This is a genomic window from Ruegeria sp. AL12, from assembly GCF_056540885.1.
Genome location: NZ_JBQFXN010000008.1, coordinates 51,225 through 65,483 on the forward strand (window position 1 = coordinate 51,225; position 14,259 = coordinate 65,483).

Sequence of the window (14,259 nt, forward strand, 5' to 3'; positions counted from 1 at the left end):
TCACGAGGTTGAGGCCGCGACGAGGACAATCTCGCCCGGCCAATCTGGTTGAATCTGTTCGGCGGCTCGCCATGCCCGCAAACCGGTGGCACAGCAAAGAGCCAGCCTTTTCCCTTTGTTAGGGTCTATTTCGTGCAAATTATCCGGCGAGATGCGCGTCGCGTTCGAATGGATGGGAACAGGGGCTTCCTGCGAACTGCGCAGCTCGATGATCTGATCCGTGTCCTTCAGCTGGCTTGCGGACAGAAAGCGAAAGCAGTTGCCGGGCTCGGGTGCGTCATCAAAGCGAAACCCGGTGCTGCGCAGGGTTCTTGCGTCATATTGAACCAACTGCCCAAGGGGCGAGGGATCAAGTCCAAGGATCAAGCTGAGCGCCATCTGCGCCTGCATCGCCCCTATCACGCCAACCACGGGGCCCAGAACCCCCGCAGTGGCGCAGCTGGCACCACTGTCCGGTGCATCGGGGAATACAGCGCGCAGCGATGGGCCCCCGCCGCAGAACCCGCCCACATAACCCGAAAGCCCCAGAACCGAGGCGCTGATCAAAGGCTTGCCCTGCGCCAGACACGTATCCGACAGGATGTAGCTGGCTGCGTAGCTGTCGGCACAATCCAGAATGATATCGGCTTGCGACACCGAGCCAGGCGCATTTTCACTGGTCAGAGCCTGATTCAGACCGATGACATCAGTTTCATCATTCAGCGCGCGGCAACGGGCGGCGGCGGTTTCCGCCTTGGATTGCCCGCAATCGGCCTCGGAGAAAAACGTTTGACGGTGCAAGTTCGACAGATCGACCGTATCACCGTCCATGACCGTAATCCGCCCCACCCCGGCCCCTGTTAAAAGCGGCAGAACCGGTGCAGCCAGACCGCCCGCACCGACGACCAGAACACGGGCCGCCGACAGGCGTGCCTGCCCCTGCGCCCCGACTTCGGGCAGAAGCGTCTGTCGGGCATATCGGCTCATCGTGTGACCTCGATCCACGCGCGTACCCGTGCTTCGGGGTCGGGGTTCAGTGTGATATCCGTGACCGCCGAGACGATGTCCGCCCCGGCCTTCAGCACACCGGCCGCGCGCTCGACACTCATGCCGCCAATACCGACCAAGGGAATATCACCAACCCGCGCCTTCCATTCCGTTACGCGGGGCAGGCCCTGCTGATGCCATTTCATCTTTTTCAGAATGGTGGGGTAGACCGGGCCCAATGCCACGTAATCGGGATCCATGGCCAGCACACGCTCAAGCTCATCATCGTCATGGGTGGAAACGCCCAGTTTCAGACCCGCTTTTCGGATGGCTTTCAGGTCGGCGTCGTCCAGATCTTCCTGCCCCAGATGGATCCATTCGCAGCCCAGATCGATCGCGTGTTGCCAATAGTCATTGACCACCAGAACCACCCCATGGTCGCGGCACAATTCGCGTGAGACGGCAATCTGGTCGCGCACCGCATCGTCTGGCTGATCCTTGATGCGCAGCTGCACCAGCTTGACACCCAGCGGCAACATCCGCCGCAGCCAGTCCGAGTGATCAAAGATCGGATAGAAACGGTCCAGCGTCATGACAGGAAGGCCTTTCCAACAACAGGGGTAGAGGGTTCCGCCATATCGCGCGGCTCGATCGGGTCGGCCTGATGGGCCAATTGCCCGGCAAGGGTTGCCTGCGCCATCGCCTTGGCCATCAGAACCTGATCTCCGGCACGGGCCACAGCGGTGTTGAGCAGAACCGCGTCAAAGCCCAGCTCCATCGCGCGGGCCGCGTGGCTGGGCAAGCCGATACCGGCGTCCACCACCAGGGGAATGTCAGGAAATTCGGCCCGCATCGCACGCAGAGCGTATTCGTTGTTCAGCCCTCGTCCTGACCCGATCGGTGCGCCCCAGGGCATGAGCACCTCGCATCCCGCTTCCAACAGGCGTTCGCCCACGATCAGGTCATCGGTGGTGTAGGGAAACACCTCGAACCCGTCCTCGGTCAGAATGCGGGCGGCTTCGACCAGTTGGAAAACGTCCGGTTGCAGACTGTCCGTATGTCCGATGAGTTCCAGCTTGATCCATCGGGTCTCGAACACTTCGCGTGCCATATGGGCGGTCGTCACGGCCTCTTTCACCGTATGGCAACCGGCCGTATTGGGCAGGATCAGAACTCCCAATTCGCGGATCATGTTCCAAAAGGTCTGGCCTGCACCCGCTTCGCGCCGCAAGGATACAGTGGCAACGCCTGCACCGCTTTCGCGAAACGCCTGTTCCAGAATGGCCGGACTTGGATATTGCGCCGTGCCCAGCATCAGCGGGTTGGGCAGTTCAGTGCCGTAAAACGTCTTCATCTTCAGCCCCCCTGCATCGGTGCGACGACCTCGACCCGGTCGCCTTCGGCCAGCTTGTGAGCGACGCGCAGGCTTGAGGGCACGAAATCTTCGTTCACGGCGGTGGCCACACGGCCCGAGAAACCGCATTCATCCAACAATTCCGACAGGGTTTCGGCGCGCACCTCGCGCGTCTCGCCGTTAAGCACGATCTTCATCGACCATCTCCGAATGTGTGTTGTTCAGCGCCAGATCCGCAACACCCCGCGCCAGCGCCGGTGCCAGCAGATATCCGTGGCGATAAAGCCCGTTGGCATAGATCGTCCGGCCCAAACGCCGGATGCGCGGTAAGTTGTCGGGAAAGGCGGGGCGCAGATCGACGCCTATCTCCAACACTTCGGCTTCGCCAAAAGCCGGGTTCACGGCATAGGCCGCGCTGAGCAATTCCAGCATCGAACGGGCGGTAATGCGGCTGCTGTCCTCGGATTCGATCATGGTCGCACCCAACATGTAGACGCCGCCTCCGCGCGGAACGATATAAAGCGGCATCCGCGGGTGCAGCAAACGAACCGGGCGCGTCAGTTCCACGTCAGGGCATCGTATGACAAGCATCTCACCCTTCACGCCGCGCAGATCATGCAGGTATTCGCGGGCGTGAAGGCCACGGCAGTCAATTGCATTCTCCAACTGGGCGGGCGCCAGCTTCCGGTGGAACGCGACGCCCTGGCTTTGCAGTTGACGATACAGATCTTGCAGCGCCTGACGCGGATCGACATGGGCTTCGCGTTCGAAGAACAGGCCTTGACCAAACCCTGCCAGATCAGGCTCTAATTCCGTTATTTCTGCCCGTTCGACCTTGGTGAACCCTATTGTTCGACGCGCAAATCGGCGCAGGTCCGGCGCATCACGGGCACTTGCGACAACAAGCGTTCCCCGACGGGTCACTTTGGTACGTTGGGCCCACCATTCAATCGCTGACTGCCCAAGGCGCAGCACCGGTTCTTCCGCGTTTTCATATTCGCACCACGGTGCCAGCATTCCTCCGGCCCACCATGAACACCCATGCGGGCCCGGTGGCCCGCCGGGGTCGAATATCTGCACTTTTGCACCGCGCGACACCAGTTCGCTGGCAACGGCAAGACCGGCAACCCCTGCCCCTATGACAGACCAAAGCGTCACGAAGGCCAAACCCGGTGGAAATGATGCACCGGCCCGTGCCCAGCGCCGACATTCAACTCATCCGCGCGCGCGATGGCCCCTTGCAAATAGTCATGCGCCTGCGCAACCGCGTCCCTCAGGGTCAGCCCCTTGGCCAAACCGGCGGTGATGGATGACGACAGGGTGCATCCTGTTCCATGGGTGTTTTTCGTATCCTGACGCGGGGCCTGAAACTCGGCCATGACACCCGACGGATCGATCAGCAAATCGTGGCAGATGTCACCTGACCCGTGTCCACCCTTCATCACGACTGCTCCCGCACCCAAAGCGCACAATGCCCGGCCCTGTTCAGCCATCTGCTCACGCGTTTCTGCCGCTGGCATGTTCAGCAGGCACGCCGCCTCAGGCAGATTCGGCGTAAGAACCGTCGCCGTTGGCAACAACACATCGCGCAGCGTCCGGACCGCTTCTTGCGCCAACAAAGCGTCGCCGGATTTTGCAATCATGACCGGATCAAGAATCACGGGACCCTCGAAAGCCGCCAGCCCGCTGGCGACCGTATGAATGATCTCAGGTGTGCCAAGCATGCCGATTTTGACGGCCCTGACGTCAAGATCGTTCAGAACCGCGTCGATTTGGGCGGAAATCACATCCAGCGGAATTCCATGCACAGCGGTGACAGCTTGCGTGTTCTGCGCGGTAACGGCGGTGATGACACTTGCGCCAAAAACACCCAGCGCCGACATTGCCTTCAGGTCAGCCTGAATGCCCGCGCCGCCGCCACTGTCGGATCCTGCTATGGTCAGGGCAATTGCCGCCATCTCGTTGCTCCATCTTCTATGGGCAACGGAGTAGAGAAAACGTCTGTATTCAAGAGACCGTTCCCTACGCCGGAATTGCCCGGATCAGGTTCGATGGGTTAACGCGGTTGCGTCTCTCAGCCCTGTAAAAGGGCACCCCAACGGTTGAGGCGGACAATCTCAGGGTCGAGGGCCGGAATCAAGACTCAATTTTCCAGATATATTGCCACTTTCAGCTTTCTGCTAAGGCCAAAACTGCATGTGTATGACAGTGGGATGCGAGGCTCTGCCTCGCGCTCCGGGATGTTTTGGGCCAGATGAAGAACGGGTCCCATGCTTCATCTGGCTGCAAATATCCCGGGGGAGTCGCCCGAAGGGCGGCGGGGGCAGAGCCCCCTTTCCCGGTCGTTCAGCCTTTCATACCGTCCCAGAAAGATTTGACGGACGAGAAAAAGCTTTTTGATTCCGGATGATTGTCTTCACCCAGATCATCAAACTCGCGCAGCAGTTCTTTCTGGCGGCTGGTCAGGTTGACCGGGGTTTCCACGGCCAGTTCAATGAACATGTCACCCACACCACCGCCGCGCAACGCAGGCATGCCTTTGCCGCGCAGGCGCATTTGCCGACCCGACTGACTTCCGGCCGGAATCTGAACGCGGCCGCGACCGCCATCAATGGTCGGAACCTCGATCGATCCGCCTAGCGCCGCCTTGGCCATGCTGACCGGCACGCGGCAGTAGAGGTTCACGCTGTCGCGTTCGAACAGTTTGTGCTCGGCCACTTCGACGAAAATATACAGATCGCCCGGAGGACCGCCGCGCATTCCGGCCTCACCTTCGCCTGCCAGACGAATTCGCGTTCCGGTTTCGACACCGGCAGGAATGTTCACCGACAAAGCGCGGTCCTTTTCGACCCTGCCGGCCCCCTGACAGGATTTACAGGGGTTCTTGATGATCTGCCCCAATCCCGAACAGGTCGGGCAAGTCCGCTCCACCGTAAAGAAGCCCTGTTGTGCCCGCACTTTCCCCATGCCCGAACAGGTGGGGCAGGATGTGGGTTCAACGCCACCTTCAGCCCCGGTACCTTCGCAGGACGAACACGCCACGGCCGTTGGCACATTGATGGTTTTTTGTAGGCCCGAGTAGGCTTCTTCCAGCGTCACACGCAGGTTGTAGCGCAGGTCCGAGCCGCGCGCGGCGCGACGCCCGCCGCCGCCCCTTTGACCACCCATGAAATCACCGAACAGGTCGTCGAATACATCCGAAAATGCGCTGGAGAAGTCGCCTTGACCGCCAAAACCGCCGCCGGGGCGGCCACCGCCCCCCATACCGTTTTCAAATGCGGCATGGCCAAAGCGATCATAAGCTGCCTTCTTTTCGGCATCACGCAGAACGTCGTAAGCCTCGTTGGCTTCCTTGAACTGCGCCTCGGCATCCGGGTTGTCCTTGTTGCGGTCAGGGTGCAGCTCTTTGGCTTTCCTGCGAAAACCCTTCTTGATCTCATCCGCCGAAGCGCCCTTGGACACGCCGAGCACTTCGTAATAGTCGCGCTTTGACATTTGTTATTCCTTCGTGCCGCCGGACGCGGTGCTTTCATTGAGCCTGTACACGCCGTTGGTGTTGTTTGCAAAACTGGCCACGTAACCTGCCTTATTCAAGACCTCGTCAAGCCCGTCATCCGAATGCTTGATTTCTATCAGCAGCACTTCGGGCCAAATCTCTCGCGGTGCGTCTTCGAAAAAAGCGCGCAATACGCGGGTTTCCTGACCTTCGATATCCATTTTCATTGCATCAACCCTGGTCAACCCGGCATCGCGTATAGCGTCCAACAACGGAATCGCCTGAACGCACAGATCGCCCGACTCGGCAACTTTGGCATGACCCCGATCGCCAAGGTTCGCGGATTCGAACCACACCTCACCCGGTTTGTCAGACAAGGCCTTGTCGCAATGGATGACTTCACTGGCTTTATTGGCAGCCAGATTGGTACCAAGGCGAGCCTTGTTGACCGGATCCGGTTCAACAGCCAGGGCTTTCAGGTTACGCCCCAACTTCTGCGCAACTGATCTGACCCACAGGGTGTACAGCCCGACATTTGCACCGGCGTCGACAAAGACATAATCGCCAGAGCCCTGCGAAATATGGTTGGCCAGCGATTGACGCTCATCCAGATCAAAGAACTGCGAGCCGGTTATGACGCGACGTTCGGCCCAGTTGTCAGATGGGTGCAATCGGCATTTCTGTCCGCCAAACACCTCAACATCGTAAGGCTCTCGCTGAGAGGCCATTACTATCCTGCGAATTCCGGACGACATCCATTGACGCGGCATGCCCTCAGACCACCGGCGCAATATTTCCATCCGATGTGAGAGAGCGTAGGTGCCAAAAGAAGGTTTCGGAGACGCGTGCTGCATGGTGAAGACCGTTCCGGCAGGCCCGAACCAGGCCTGCCGGAACCGATTAACGCGTTAGGCGCGCTTGTCGTCGTCGAGGTCTTCGAACTCGGCGTCGACGATGTCATCGTCGCCTGGTGCAGCGTCTGCGGCAGCAGGTTCCTCTTCGCCTTCTTCGGCTTGCGCCTTATAGATGGCTTCGCCCAACTTCATCGCGGCTTCGGTGACGTTCTGGATGCCCGACTTGATCTTGTCGGCGTTTTCGGTTTCCAGCTCGTCCTTCAGCGCGGCGATCGCCAACTCGATGGCTTCGATCGTGGTCGGGTCGACCTTGTCGGAATGCTCTTCCATCGACTTTTCGGTCGAATGTATGAGGCTTTCCGCCTGGTTCTTCGCCTCGATCAGCTCGCGGCGTTCCTTGTCGGCTTCCGCGTTCTCTTCGGCGTCCTTGACCATCTTTTCGATATCCTCGTCGGACAATCCGCCCGATGCCTGGATGGTGATCTTCTGTTCTTTGCCAGTGCCTTTGTCTTTGGCCGAAACCGAGACGATGCCGTTGGCGTCGATGTCAAAAGTCACCTCGATCTGAGGCATGCCGCGCGGTGCCGGCGGGATGTCTTCAAGGTTGAACTGACCCAGGATCTTGTTGTCCGCAGCCATTTCACGCTCACCCTGGAACACGCGGATGGTCACGGCGTTCTGGTTGTCCTCGGCGGTCGAGAAGACCTGAGACTTCTTGGTCGGGATCGTGGTGTTTCGGTCGATCAGGCGGGTGAACACGCCACCCAGCGTTTCGATACCCAGCGACAGCGGGGTCACGTCCAGCAGAACCACGTCTTTGACGTCGCCCTGAAGAACACCGGCCTGGATGGCGGCGCCCATGGCAACCACTTCGTCCGGGTTCACGCCCTTGTGCGGCTCTTTGCCGAAGAACTTGGTGACCTCTTCGATCACTTTCGGCATCCGGGTCATACCACCGACCAGAACAACTTCGTCCACGTCAGCAGCCGACAGACCCGCGTCTTTCAGAGCGGCCTGGCAGGGCTTCAGCGACTTCTTGATCAGGTCCGACACCAGCGATTCCAGCTTGGCACGGGTCAGTTTCATGACCATGTGCAGCGGCTGACCGTTGGCGCCCATCGAGATGAAGGGTTGGTTGATCTCGGTCTGCGAGGTCGAGGACAGTTCGATCTTGGCTTTTTCCGCGGCTTCTTTCAGACGCTGCAGGGCCATCTTGTCCTGAGATAGATCGACACCGTGTTCCTTTTTGAACTCATCCGCCAGGTAGTTGACGATGCGCATGTCAAAGTCTTCACCACCCAGGAAGGTGTCACCATTGGTCGATTTGACCTCGAACAGGCCATCGTCGATTTCCAGGATTGTCACGTCGAAAGTACCACCACCAAGGTCATAGACCGCGATGGTTTGGGTTTCTTCCTTGTCCAGACCATAGGCCAGCGCAGCAGCTGTCGGTTCGTTGATGATCCGCAGCACTTCCAGACCGGCGATTTTACCGGCATCTTTGGTGGCCTGACGCTGGGCGTCGTTGAAATATGCCGGAACGGTGATGACCGCCTGGGTGACATCTTCGCCCAGATAGCTCTCGGCGGTTTCCTTCATCTTGCCCAGAATGAAAGCGGAAATCTGGCTGGGGGAGTATTTTTCACCGCGGGCTTCAACCCACGCGTCACCATTGCCGCCATTCACGATGGAATACGGCACCATTTTCTTGTCTTTTTCTACTTCGGCATCATCCACGCGACGACCGATCAGACGTTTGACGCCAAAGATCGTGTTGTCGGGGTTGGTGACCGCCTGACGTTTTGCAGGCTGACCGACCAGTCGCTCATCTTCGGTGAAGGCGACGATCGAAGGCGTGGTCCGCGCCCCTTCAGCGTTTTCGATGACCTTCGGCTGCGAGCCTTCCATGATGGCTACGCAGGAGTTCGTGGTTCCGAGGTCAATCCCGATTACTTTTCCCATTTTTGCAATCCCTTTCTCTTCAAGGCGATGTCCCGAGGGTCGGACCCTTTATGGCATCCCACTCCCGATCTGATGTGCGCGACAGCACTACCATCGCGCGTCCCGGCGTATATAAGGGCGAGGCAAGAGGCCTGCAAGCACCGTAGAGTGCAGGTTTTCGGGAATTTGAGGTCTTTTTTGGCAAGAAATTGGAAAGGTTTGGGGTTTCCGGAATGACGCGGGTGGTCTTGCGAGGGTTCGAAATCAGGAAAGGCTATATTGACCCTGCTTCCCAGGCACGGCTGATCGCGGCCCTTCGACCGATTCTGAAAGCGGCACCCTTGTTTCGACCCGTCACGCCTTCGGGCAAAGAGATGTCGGTAAGAATGACCTCGGCCGGGGATCTGGGATGGGTGACCGACAAGGCAGGCTATCGCTATCAGGATAAGCACCCGAAAGGCGGGGTCTGGCCTGAAATCCCCCCGGTCATTCTTGATATCTGGCACGATCTGGTCAGCACCGAGCGCGCGCCGGATTGCTGTTTGATCAACTACTACGGGGAAGGCTCCAAGATGGGCCTGCATCAGGACAAGGACGAGGCAGATTTTTCCTGGCCCGTTCTGTCGGTTTCCCTGGGCGATGACGCCCTGTTCCGAATTGGGAACACAACTCGTGGCGGCAAGACCGAGTCGATCTGGCTCGGCTCGGGCGACGTGGTGATCATGGGCGGTCCGGTACGATTGGCCTATCACGGAATCGACCGGATCAGATACGGATCATCCCGGCTGTTGCCAAAAGGTGGACGGATCAACTTGACGCTGCGGGTCGCATGTTAGCGGCGCGCGTTCCAGCTTTGCGAAACATGCTGGCGCGTGAAAAACTCAGCCATCAAACCGATCATCAACAAAGCTATCCCGACCCATAGCGCGTATTCCCAACTTGTGTTTCGCGGAAAGTAGTTTCGGAAGATGAAGCCCCGGCACTGGTCGATAATATGAAACAGCGGGTTCCAGGCGAACATCATCAGCAATCCGCCGCCCAGTGTGTTTGCAACGAACATCTTTCCCGAAAACACCATGTTCAGGCGACGGTAGATATTGGTGAGCATTCCCACAGTCGTCGGAAACCATGGTTTCATCGCCATGAACACCAAACCTACCGCGCATCCGGTAAACCAGGCCATTATCAGCATCGCGAAAGCACCGCCGGGATCCTGCACCTCGATCGGGGCGACCGCGACACTGTAGATGAACAGGATCACGAACATGGCCAGCAGTTGCTTGTAAAGAATACCGAGCGCCGCAGACAGGATCGTCACCATCACATTCATCGGCGAATGGAGCATCATCGGATTGTTCGCGGACCCAACCCCTGAAATCGCGCCTATCGACTGGATGTGCAGCATGAAGGGGAACACGCCGGACAGGACATACAGCAGAAATTCGCCCCTGATCTTCGGTATTCCACCCCGGCCCATCAGTGACATGAGCAGGTAGAAAGTGGTTCCCATCACCACAAGCTGCAAAACATTGATCAGGATGGCGACTATTGCATTCGGATGTTGCGAGCGCACCTTTCGCACGGTGGCATGGAATACCAGCTCAGCCGTCGTGAAAGCGCCGCCCAGCAGCGTTTGGTTGCGCTTGAAATAGAACATTCAAAGGGTCTTTTCTGCTTCGTCGCCTCTAAACTGGCATGAATATCTTGCCGTTCCGTAACCGCCGCATCATAAGTCGATCGCGATTTTGGATCAACAAACCACAGGAACGGAGCTTTTTTGTGACCTACGACGCGCTTATTCCCGTCATCCGGCGACTGGCTCTGGAGGCAGGCGACAAGATCATGGAAATCTACGAGGCGGATGATTTCGATGTCAAAGTCAAATCCGACTCCAGCCCTGTGACCGAGGCAGACGAAGCCGCTGATGCATTGATTTCGGCAGGCTTGCGTGCGGCATTCCCGGATATTCTTCTGGTCACCGAAGAACAGGCCGCTTCCCATTCTGAAAAAGGCGACACTTTCCTCATTGTTGATCCGCTGGACGGCACCAAGGAGTTCATCAACCGTCGCGGCGACTTTACCGTCAACATCGCACTTGTCGAAAACGGAGTGCCAACCCGGGGAGTGGTCTATGCCCCGGCGCGGGGTCGTATGTTCTTCACGCTGGCTGATGGCCGCGCGGTCGAGGAAACAGGCGCTTTCGACAAAAACGAGACCGGTCCTTTGACACCCATATCAGTCTCTGAACCGGATAATTCCGGGCTTTTGGTCGTGGCGTCGAAGTCCCACAGGGATCAGGCCACCGAGGACTACATCAACAAATATCACGTGAAGGACAGCAAAAGCGCGGGGTCGTCACTCAAGTTCTGTCTGGTTGCCACGGGCGAGGCGGACATCTATCCGCGCGTCGGGCGCACGATGGAATGGGATACGGCGGCAGGCCATGCGGTACTGGCCGGAGCCGGTGGCCGGGTTGTGCGTTTTGACGACCATACTCCGTTGCTTTATGGCAAGGATGGCTATGCAAATCCGTTCTTTATTGCCTACGCTCCGGGTGTTGAGTTGAAGGAAGCCTGATGTCTGTACTGATTGCCATTCCCGCCCGTTACGCTTCGACCCGCTATCCCGGCAAGCCGCTGGTTCCCCTGACCGGCGCAAAAGGCGCGTCCATGACACTGATCGAACGGTCCTGGCGTGCAGCCAGGTCAGTCTCGGGTGTCGATCGCGTTGTTGTTGCGACGGATGATGAGCGCATTCGCGACGTGTCCGAGGGCTTTGGGGCCGAGGTCGTGATGACCTCGGAAACCTGTCAGAACGGCACCGAACGATGCGCCGAAGCGCATGAGGTTCTGGGTGGCGGGTATGACGTCATCGTCAACCTGCAAGGCGACGCTCCGCTGACCCCGCATTGGTTTGTCGAAGATCTGGTTTCCGGCCTGCGCGCCGCCCCGGATGCCGGTGTTGCGACCCCTGTCCTGCGCTGTGACGGCAGTGCGCTGAACAGTCTGCTGAACGACCGCAAGCATGGCCGTGTCGGTGGCACGACGGCAGTGTTCGGACGCGATCACAGTGCGATGTACTTCTCGAAAGAGGTCGTCCCCTTCACGTCGCAGACATACGCCGGCGATGAAGCGACACCCGTGTTTCACCATGTCGGCGTTTACGCCTATCGGCCCGACGCCCTTGCGGCGTATCCGGGCTGGCCGGCCGGGCCTCTGGAACAGCTGGAAGGCCTGGAACAGCTCAGGTTCATGGAAAACGGGCGCAAGGTTCTGTGCGTCGAGGTCGAGGCAAGGGGCCGTCAGTTCTGGGAGCTGAACAACCCGCAGGACGTGCCCAAGATTGAAGAGATGATGGCAGCCATGGGGCTGGAGTGACGTCTTTTCCCCATGACTCTGACGGCGCCTTTGGCGAAACTGTTCCTCAACCAGCCCCGATGGATATGCCATGAAGACAATTCTTGTCACCGGTGGTGCCGGGTATATCGGCTCACATGCCTGCAAGGCGCTTGCGCAGGCAGGTTACCTTCCTGTGACCTACGACAACCTGATCACGGGTTGGCAGGATGCGGTGCAATTTGGCCCTTTTGAACAGGGCGACCTTTTGGATCGGGACCGCCTGGATGAGGTGTTCGCGAAACACAAACCAGATGCAGTGATGCATTTCGCGGCGCTCAGCCAGGTTGGCGATGCTATGCGTCAGCCCGGCGTGTATTGGTCGAACAATGTTACGGGTTCACTGAATCTGATTGAAGCAGCTGTTGCGGCCGGCTGTCTGGATTTCGTCTTTTCGTCCACATGTGCCACATATGGCGAGCACGACAATGTGGTTCTTGATGAATCCACGGCGCAGTATCCCCTGAACGCCTACGGGGCATCAAAACGCGCGATCGAAGATATCCTCAAGGATTTCGAGGCGGCTCATGGGCTGCGCCATGTCATTTTCCGGTATTTCAACGTTGCAGGTGCAGACCCCGAAGGCGAAGTGGGCGAGTTTCACCGCCCCGAAACCCATCTGATCCCGCTGATGTTGGACGCGATTGACAGCAAGCGGGACGGTCTGACCGTCTTTGGCACGGATTATGATACGCCCGACGGCACCTGTATCCGCGATTATGTACATGTTTGCGATCTGGTAGATGCGCATATTCTGGGGCTGGGCTGGCTGGAACAGGGCAAAGGCAGCCGTGTCTTCAATCTGGGCACCGGGTCCGGGTTTTCCGTTCTTGAGGTGATCGAGCAATCCAGGTCCGTCACCAACCGTCCCGTTCCGTATACAGTGGGCCCTCGTCGGGCAGGAGATTGCACCAAGCTGGTATCTGGTTCTGTGCGGGCTGAAAATGAACTGGGCTGGAAGCCCAAAAGATCTACGTTAGAGACGATGATCGCAGATGCCTGGCGCTGGCACCAGAACGGTCACTACGAAAAATGAGGACCCGGTGACATCCAGCACTGCTTTGACACTTCCCCGGATCGGATGGGCACGGAAGTACAGGTTGCGCTGGAAACGTCGGCGGCTGCTCTGGAGGTCGCTGCGCAGTCGACATCAGTTGACCTGCCAGAATGATCAGACATCCCGAATCCAGCGGGGTGACATATTGGCCTTTGTCACCTTGCGCAATGAAATCATCCGCCTGCCCTGGTTCTTTCGTCACTATCGCGCCTTGGGCGTCGATCATTTTCTGATCGTCGACAACGGCAGCGACGATGGATCATCCGAGTATCTGCAAGATCAACCGGATGTCTCGGTGTGGAGAACCCATTCCAGCTATCGTGGATCGCGGTTTGGCCTGGACTGGTTGACCTGGTTGCAGATGCGCTTTGGCCACCGCCACTGGTGCCTGATGGTGGATGCGGATGAACTGCTGGTCTATACCCACTGCGACACCCGGTCCCTGCATGACCTGACAACCTGGCTGGACCGGCGCGGGAAGATCGGGTTCGGGACGCTGATGCTGGACCTCTATCCCAAGGGCCCCTTGGGTGATGCGGCTTATGACCCGGACACCGACCCCACAAATCTGCTGTGCTGGTTCGATGCAGGACCGTATCGCGCGCAGCGGCAAAGCCCGGTGGGCAATCTTTGGGTGCAGGGCGGCGCGCGGGAACGGATGTTCTTTGCGCAAACCCGGCAAAGATCACCCACGCTGAACAAGATCCCGCTGATGCGCTGGTCGCGGCGCTATGCCTATGTGAACTCATGCCATTCCGCCCTGCCGCGCCATCTGAACGAAACCTATGATGGCCCGGGCGGCGATGCCCCGTCGGGCGTGTTGCTGCACACGAAGTTCCTGCCGGACGTTATCGAGAAATCCAACACCGAAAAGCAGCGACGCCAACATTTTCATGATCCGGACCAATTCGGGCCATACTACGATGGGATAATCAACCAGCCGGACATGTGGACCCCACAGTCGGTGCGCTACACCGGGTGGAGCCAGCTGGAACAGTTGGGTCTGATGAACGGCGGAGGCTGGGATTGAAAACAAGGGCATCAACCGCACGTTTACAGTTTGCGGGTTTTAAAGACGTTGCGTCAGAAGATGCAAAGATGGCATAAACCGGGAATGCCATGTCGTGCCAACGGTCACGGCTGGTTCGGGGAAAGCTCGCGTTATAAAAAGGTTGGGCAGTCACGTGAGCCTGTTT

The 14,259-nt window shown here is 58.5% G+C and carries 15 protein-coding genes and 1 riboswitch; of the genes, 5 read left to right on the plus strand and 10 right to left on the minus strand.

Annotation, left to right across the window (positions count from 1 at the left end):
- From ACR0C6_RS17170 to dnaK, 9 genes are all read right to left on the minus strand, one after another.
- A complete protein-coding gene (locus tag ACR0C6_RS17170) occupies positions 1-966 on the minus strand; it encodes a HesA/MoeB/ThiF family protein (RefSeq protein WP_480620392.1) in 966 nt (321 codons plus the stop codon).
- Positions 963-1,559: a thiamine phosphate synthase gene (locus ACR0C6_RS17175; RefSeq protein ID WP_480620394.1), complete on the minus strand. Its 597-nt coding sequence runs from the start codon at positions 1,557-1,559 to the stop codon at positions 963-965. Before ACR0C6_RS17175 ends, ACR0C6_RS17170 begins: the two co-directional genes overlap by 4 nt.
- Positions 1,556-2,320 carry a thiazole synthase gene (locus ACR0C6_RS17180; protein WP_480446528.1) on the minus strand — a complete coding sequence of 255 codons (765 nt, stop codon included), beginning with the start codon at positions 2,318-2,320 and terminating at the stop codon, positions 1,556-1,558. The genes ACR0C6_RS17175 and ACR0C6_RS17180 overlap by 4 nt, the downstream gene beginning before the upstream one ends.
- A 2-nt stretch (positions 2,321-2,322) precedes the next feature.
- Positions 2,323-2,517, minus strand: coding sequence for a sulfur carrier protein ThiS (gene thiS / locus ACR0C6_RS17185; RefSeq protein ID WP_152459571.1), 195 nt, complete (start codon positions 2,515-2,517; stop codon positions 2,323-2,325).
- Positions 2,501-3,478 carry an FAD-dependent oxidoreductase gene (locus tag ACR0C6_RS17190; RefSeq protein WP_480446527.1) on the minus strand — a complete coding sequence of 326 codons (978 nt, stop codon included), beginning with the start codon at positions 3,476-3,478 and terminating at the stop codon, positions 2,501-2,503. The genes thiS and ACR0C6_RS17190 overlap by 17 nt, the downstream gene beginning before the upstream one ends.
- Complete coding sequence (gene thiD, locus ACR0C6_RS17195) at positions 3,475-4,278, minus strand: bifunctional hydroxymethylpyrimidine kinase/phosphomethylpyrimidine kinase (protein WP_480446526.1); 804 nt, start codon at positions 4,276-4,278, stop codon at positions 3,475-3,477. Before thiD ends, ACR0C6_RS17190 begins: the two co-directional genes overlap by 4 nt.
- A gap of 44 nt (positions 4,279-4,322) precedes the next feature.
- Positions 4,323-4,428, minus strand: a riboswitch (TPP riboswitch).
- Between the two features lie 238 nt (positions 4,429-4,666).
- Positions 4,667-5,815 (minus strand): molecular chaperone DnaJ, encoded by a 1,149-nt coding sequence (gene dnaJ / locus ACR0C6_RS17200; RefSeq protein ID WP_152459574.1) that lies wholly within the window; start codon positions 5,813-5,815, stop codon positions 4,667-4,669.
- Positions 5,816-5,818: 3 nt separating this feature from the next.
- Entirely contained in the window at positions 5,819-6,544 is a 726-nt protein-coding gene (locus ACR0C6_RS17205) for an FkbM family methyltransferase (RefSeq protein ID WP_480620396.1), read from the minus strand.
- 180 nt (positions 6,545-6,724) lie between these two features.
- A complete protein-coding gene (dnaK, locus tag ACR0C6_RS17210) occupies positions 6,725-8,632 on the minus strand; it encodes a molecular chaperone DnaK (protein WP_152459576.1) in 1,908 nt (635 codons plus the stop codon).
- A gap of 212 nt (positions 8,633-8,844) precedes the next feature.
- On the opposite strand from dnaK, the gene ACR0C6_RS17215 reads away from it, so the two are divergent.
- A complete protein-coding gene (locus tag ACR0C6_RS17215; RefSeq protein WP_480446524.1) occupies positions 8,845-9,447 on the plus strand; it encodes an alpha-ketoglutarate-dependent dioxygenase AlkB family protein in 603 nt (200 codons plus the stop codon).
- On the opposite strand, the gene ACR0C6_RS17220 is transcribed toward ACR0C6_RS17215, so the two are convergent.
- Complete coding sequence (locus tag ACR0C6_RS17220; protein WP_152459578.1) at positions 9,444-10,268, minus strand: ABC transporter permease; 825 nt, start codon at positions 10,266-10,268, stop codon at positions 9,444-9,446. The two genes, ACR0C6_RS17215 and ACR0C6_RS17220, sit on opposite strands and share 4 nt — an antisense overlap.
- Before the next feature lie 122 nt (positions 10,269-10,390).
- Here ACR0C6_RS17220 and cysQ point away from each other — a divergent pair, with 122 nt between their 5' ends.
- From cysQ to ACR0C6_RS17240, 4 genes are all read left to right on the plus strand, one after another.
- A complete protein-coding gene (cysQ, locus tag ACR0C6_RS17225) occupies positions 10,391-11,188 on the plus strand; it encodes a 3'(2'),5'-bisphosphate nucleotidase CysQ (RefSeq protein WP_224858559.1) in 798 nt (265 codons plus the stop codon).
- A complete protein-coding gene (locus tag ACR0C6_RS17230; RefSeq protein ID WP_480620399.1) occupies positions 11,188-11,988 on the plus strand; it encodes a 3-deoxy-manno-octulosonate cytidylyltransferase in 801 nt (266 codons plus the stop codon). Before cysQ ends, ACR0C6_RS17230 begins: the two co-directional genes overlap by 1 nt.
- A gap of 70 nt (positions 11,989-12,058) precedes the next feature.
- Positions 12,059-13,042 (plus strand): UDP-glucose 4-epimerase GalE, encoded by a 984-nt coding sequence (gene galE / locus ACR0C6_RS17235; RefSeq protein ID WP_480620401.1) that lies wholly within the window; start codon positions 12,059-12,061, stop codon positions 13,040-13,042.
- Positions 13,043-13,049: 7 nt separating this feature from the next.
- Positions 13,050-14,093: a glycosyltransferase family 2 protein gene (locus ACR0C6_RS17240; protein WP_480620403.1), complete on the plus strand. Its 1,044-nt coding sequence runs from the start codon at positions 13,050-13,052 to the stop codon at positions 14,091-14,093.
- Positions 14,094-14,259 lie beyond the last annotated feature (166 nt).

What these genes read in the sequence shown, in the direction of transcription:
- galE (WP_480620401.1), top strand. Translation starts at nt 12,059, where the DNA reads ATGAAGACAATTCTTGTCACCGGTGGTGCCGGGTATATCGGCTCACAT.
- dnaK (WP_152459576.1), bottom strand. Translation starts at nt 8,632, where the DNA reads ATGGGAAAAGTAATCGGGATTGACCTCGGAACCACGAACTCCTGCGTA.
- dnaJ (WP_152459574.1), bottom strand. Translation starts at nt 5,815, where the DNA reads ATGTCAAAGCGCGACTATTACGAAGTGCTCGGCGTGTCCAAGGGCGCT.
- ACR0C6_RS17180 (WP_480446528.1), bottom strand. Translation starts at nt 2,320, where the DNA reads ATGAAGACGTTTTACGGCACTGAACTGCCCAACCCGCTGATGCTGGGC.
- thiS (WP_152459571.1), bottom strand. Translation starts at nt 2,517, where the DNA reads ATGAAGATCGTGCTTAACGGCGAGACGCGCGAGGTGCGCGCCGAAACC.
- ACR0C6_RS17175 (WP_480620394.1), bottom strand. Translation starts at nt 1,559, where the DNA reads ATGACGCTGGACCGTTTCTATCCGATCTTTGATCACTCGGACTGGCTG.
- ACR0C6_RS17215 (WP_480446524.1), top strand. Translation starts at nt 8,845, where the DNA reads ATGACGCGGGTGGTCTTGCGAGGGTTCGAAATCAGGAAAGGCTATATT.
- ACR0C6_RS17170 (WP_480620392.1), bottom strand. Translation starts at nt 966, where the DNA reads ATGAGCCGATATGCCCGACAGACGCTTCTGCCCGAAGTCGGGGCGCAG.
- thiD (WP_480446526.1), bottom strand. Translation starts at nt 4,278, where the DNA reads ATGGCGGCAATTGCCCTGACCATAGCAGGATCCGACAGTGGCGGCGGC.
- ACR0C6_RS17230 (WP_480620399.1), top strand. Translation starts at nt 11,188, where the DNA reads ATGTCTGTACTGATTGCCATTCCCGCCCGTTACGCTTCGACCCGCTAT.
- ACR0C6_RS17205 (WP_480620396.1), bottom strand. Translation starts at nt 6,544, where the DNA reads ATGGCCTCTCAGCGAGAGCCTTACGATGTTGAGGTGTTTGGCGGACAG.
- ACR0C6_RS17220 (WP_152459578.1), bottom strand. Translation starts at nt 10,268, where the DNA reads ATGTTCTATTTCAAGCGCAACCAAACGCTGCTGGGCGGCGCTTTCACG.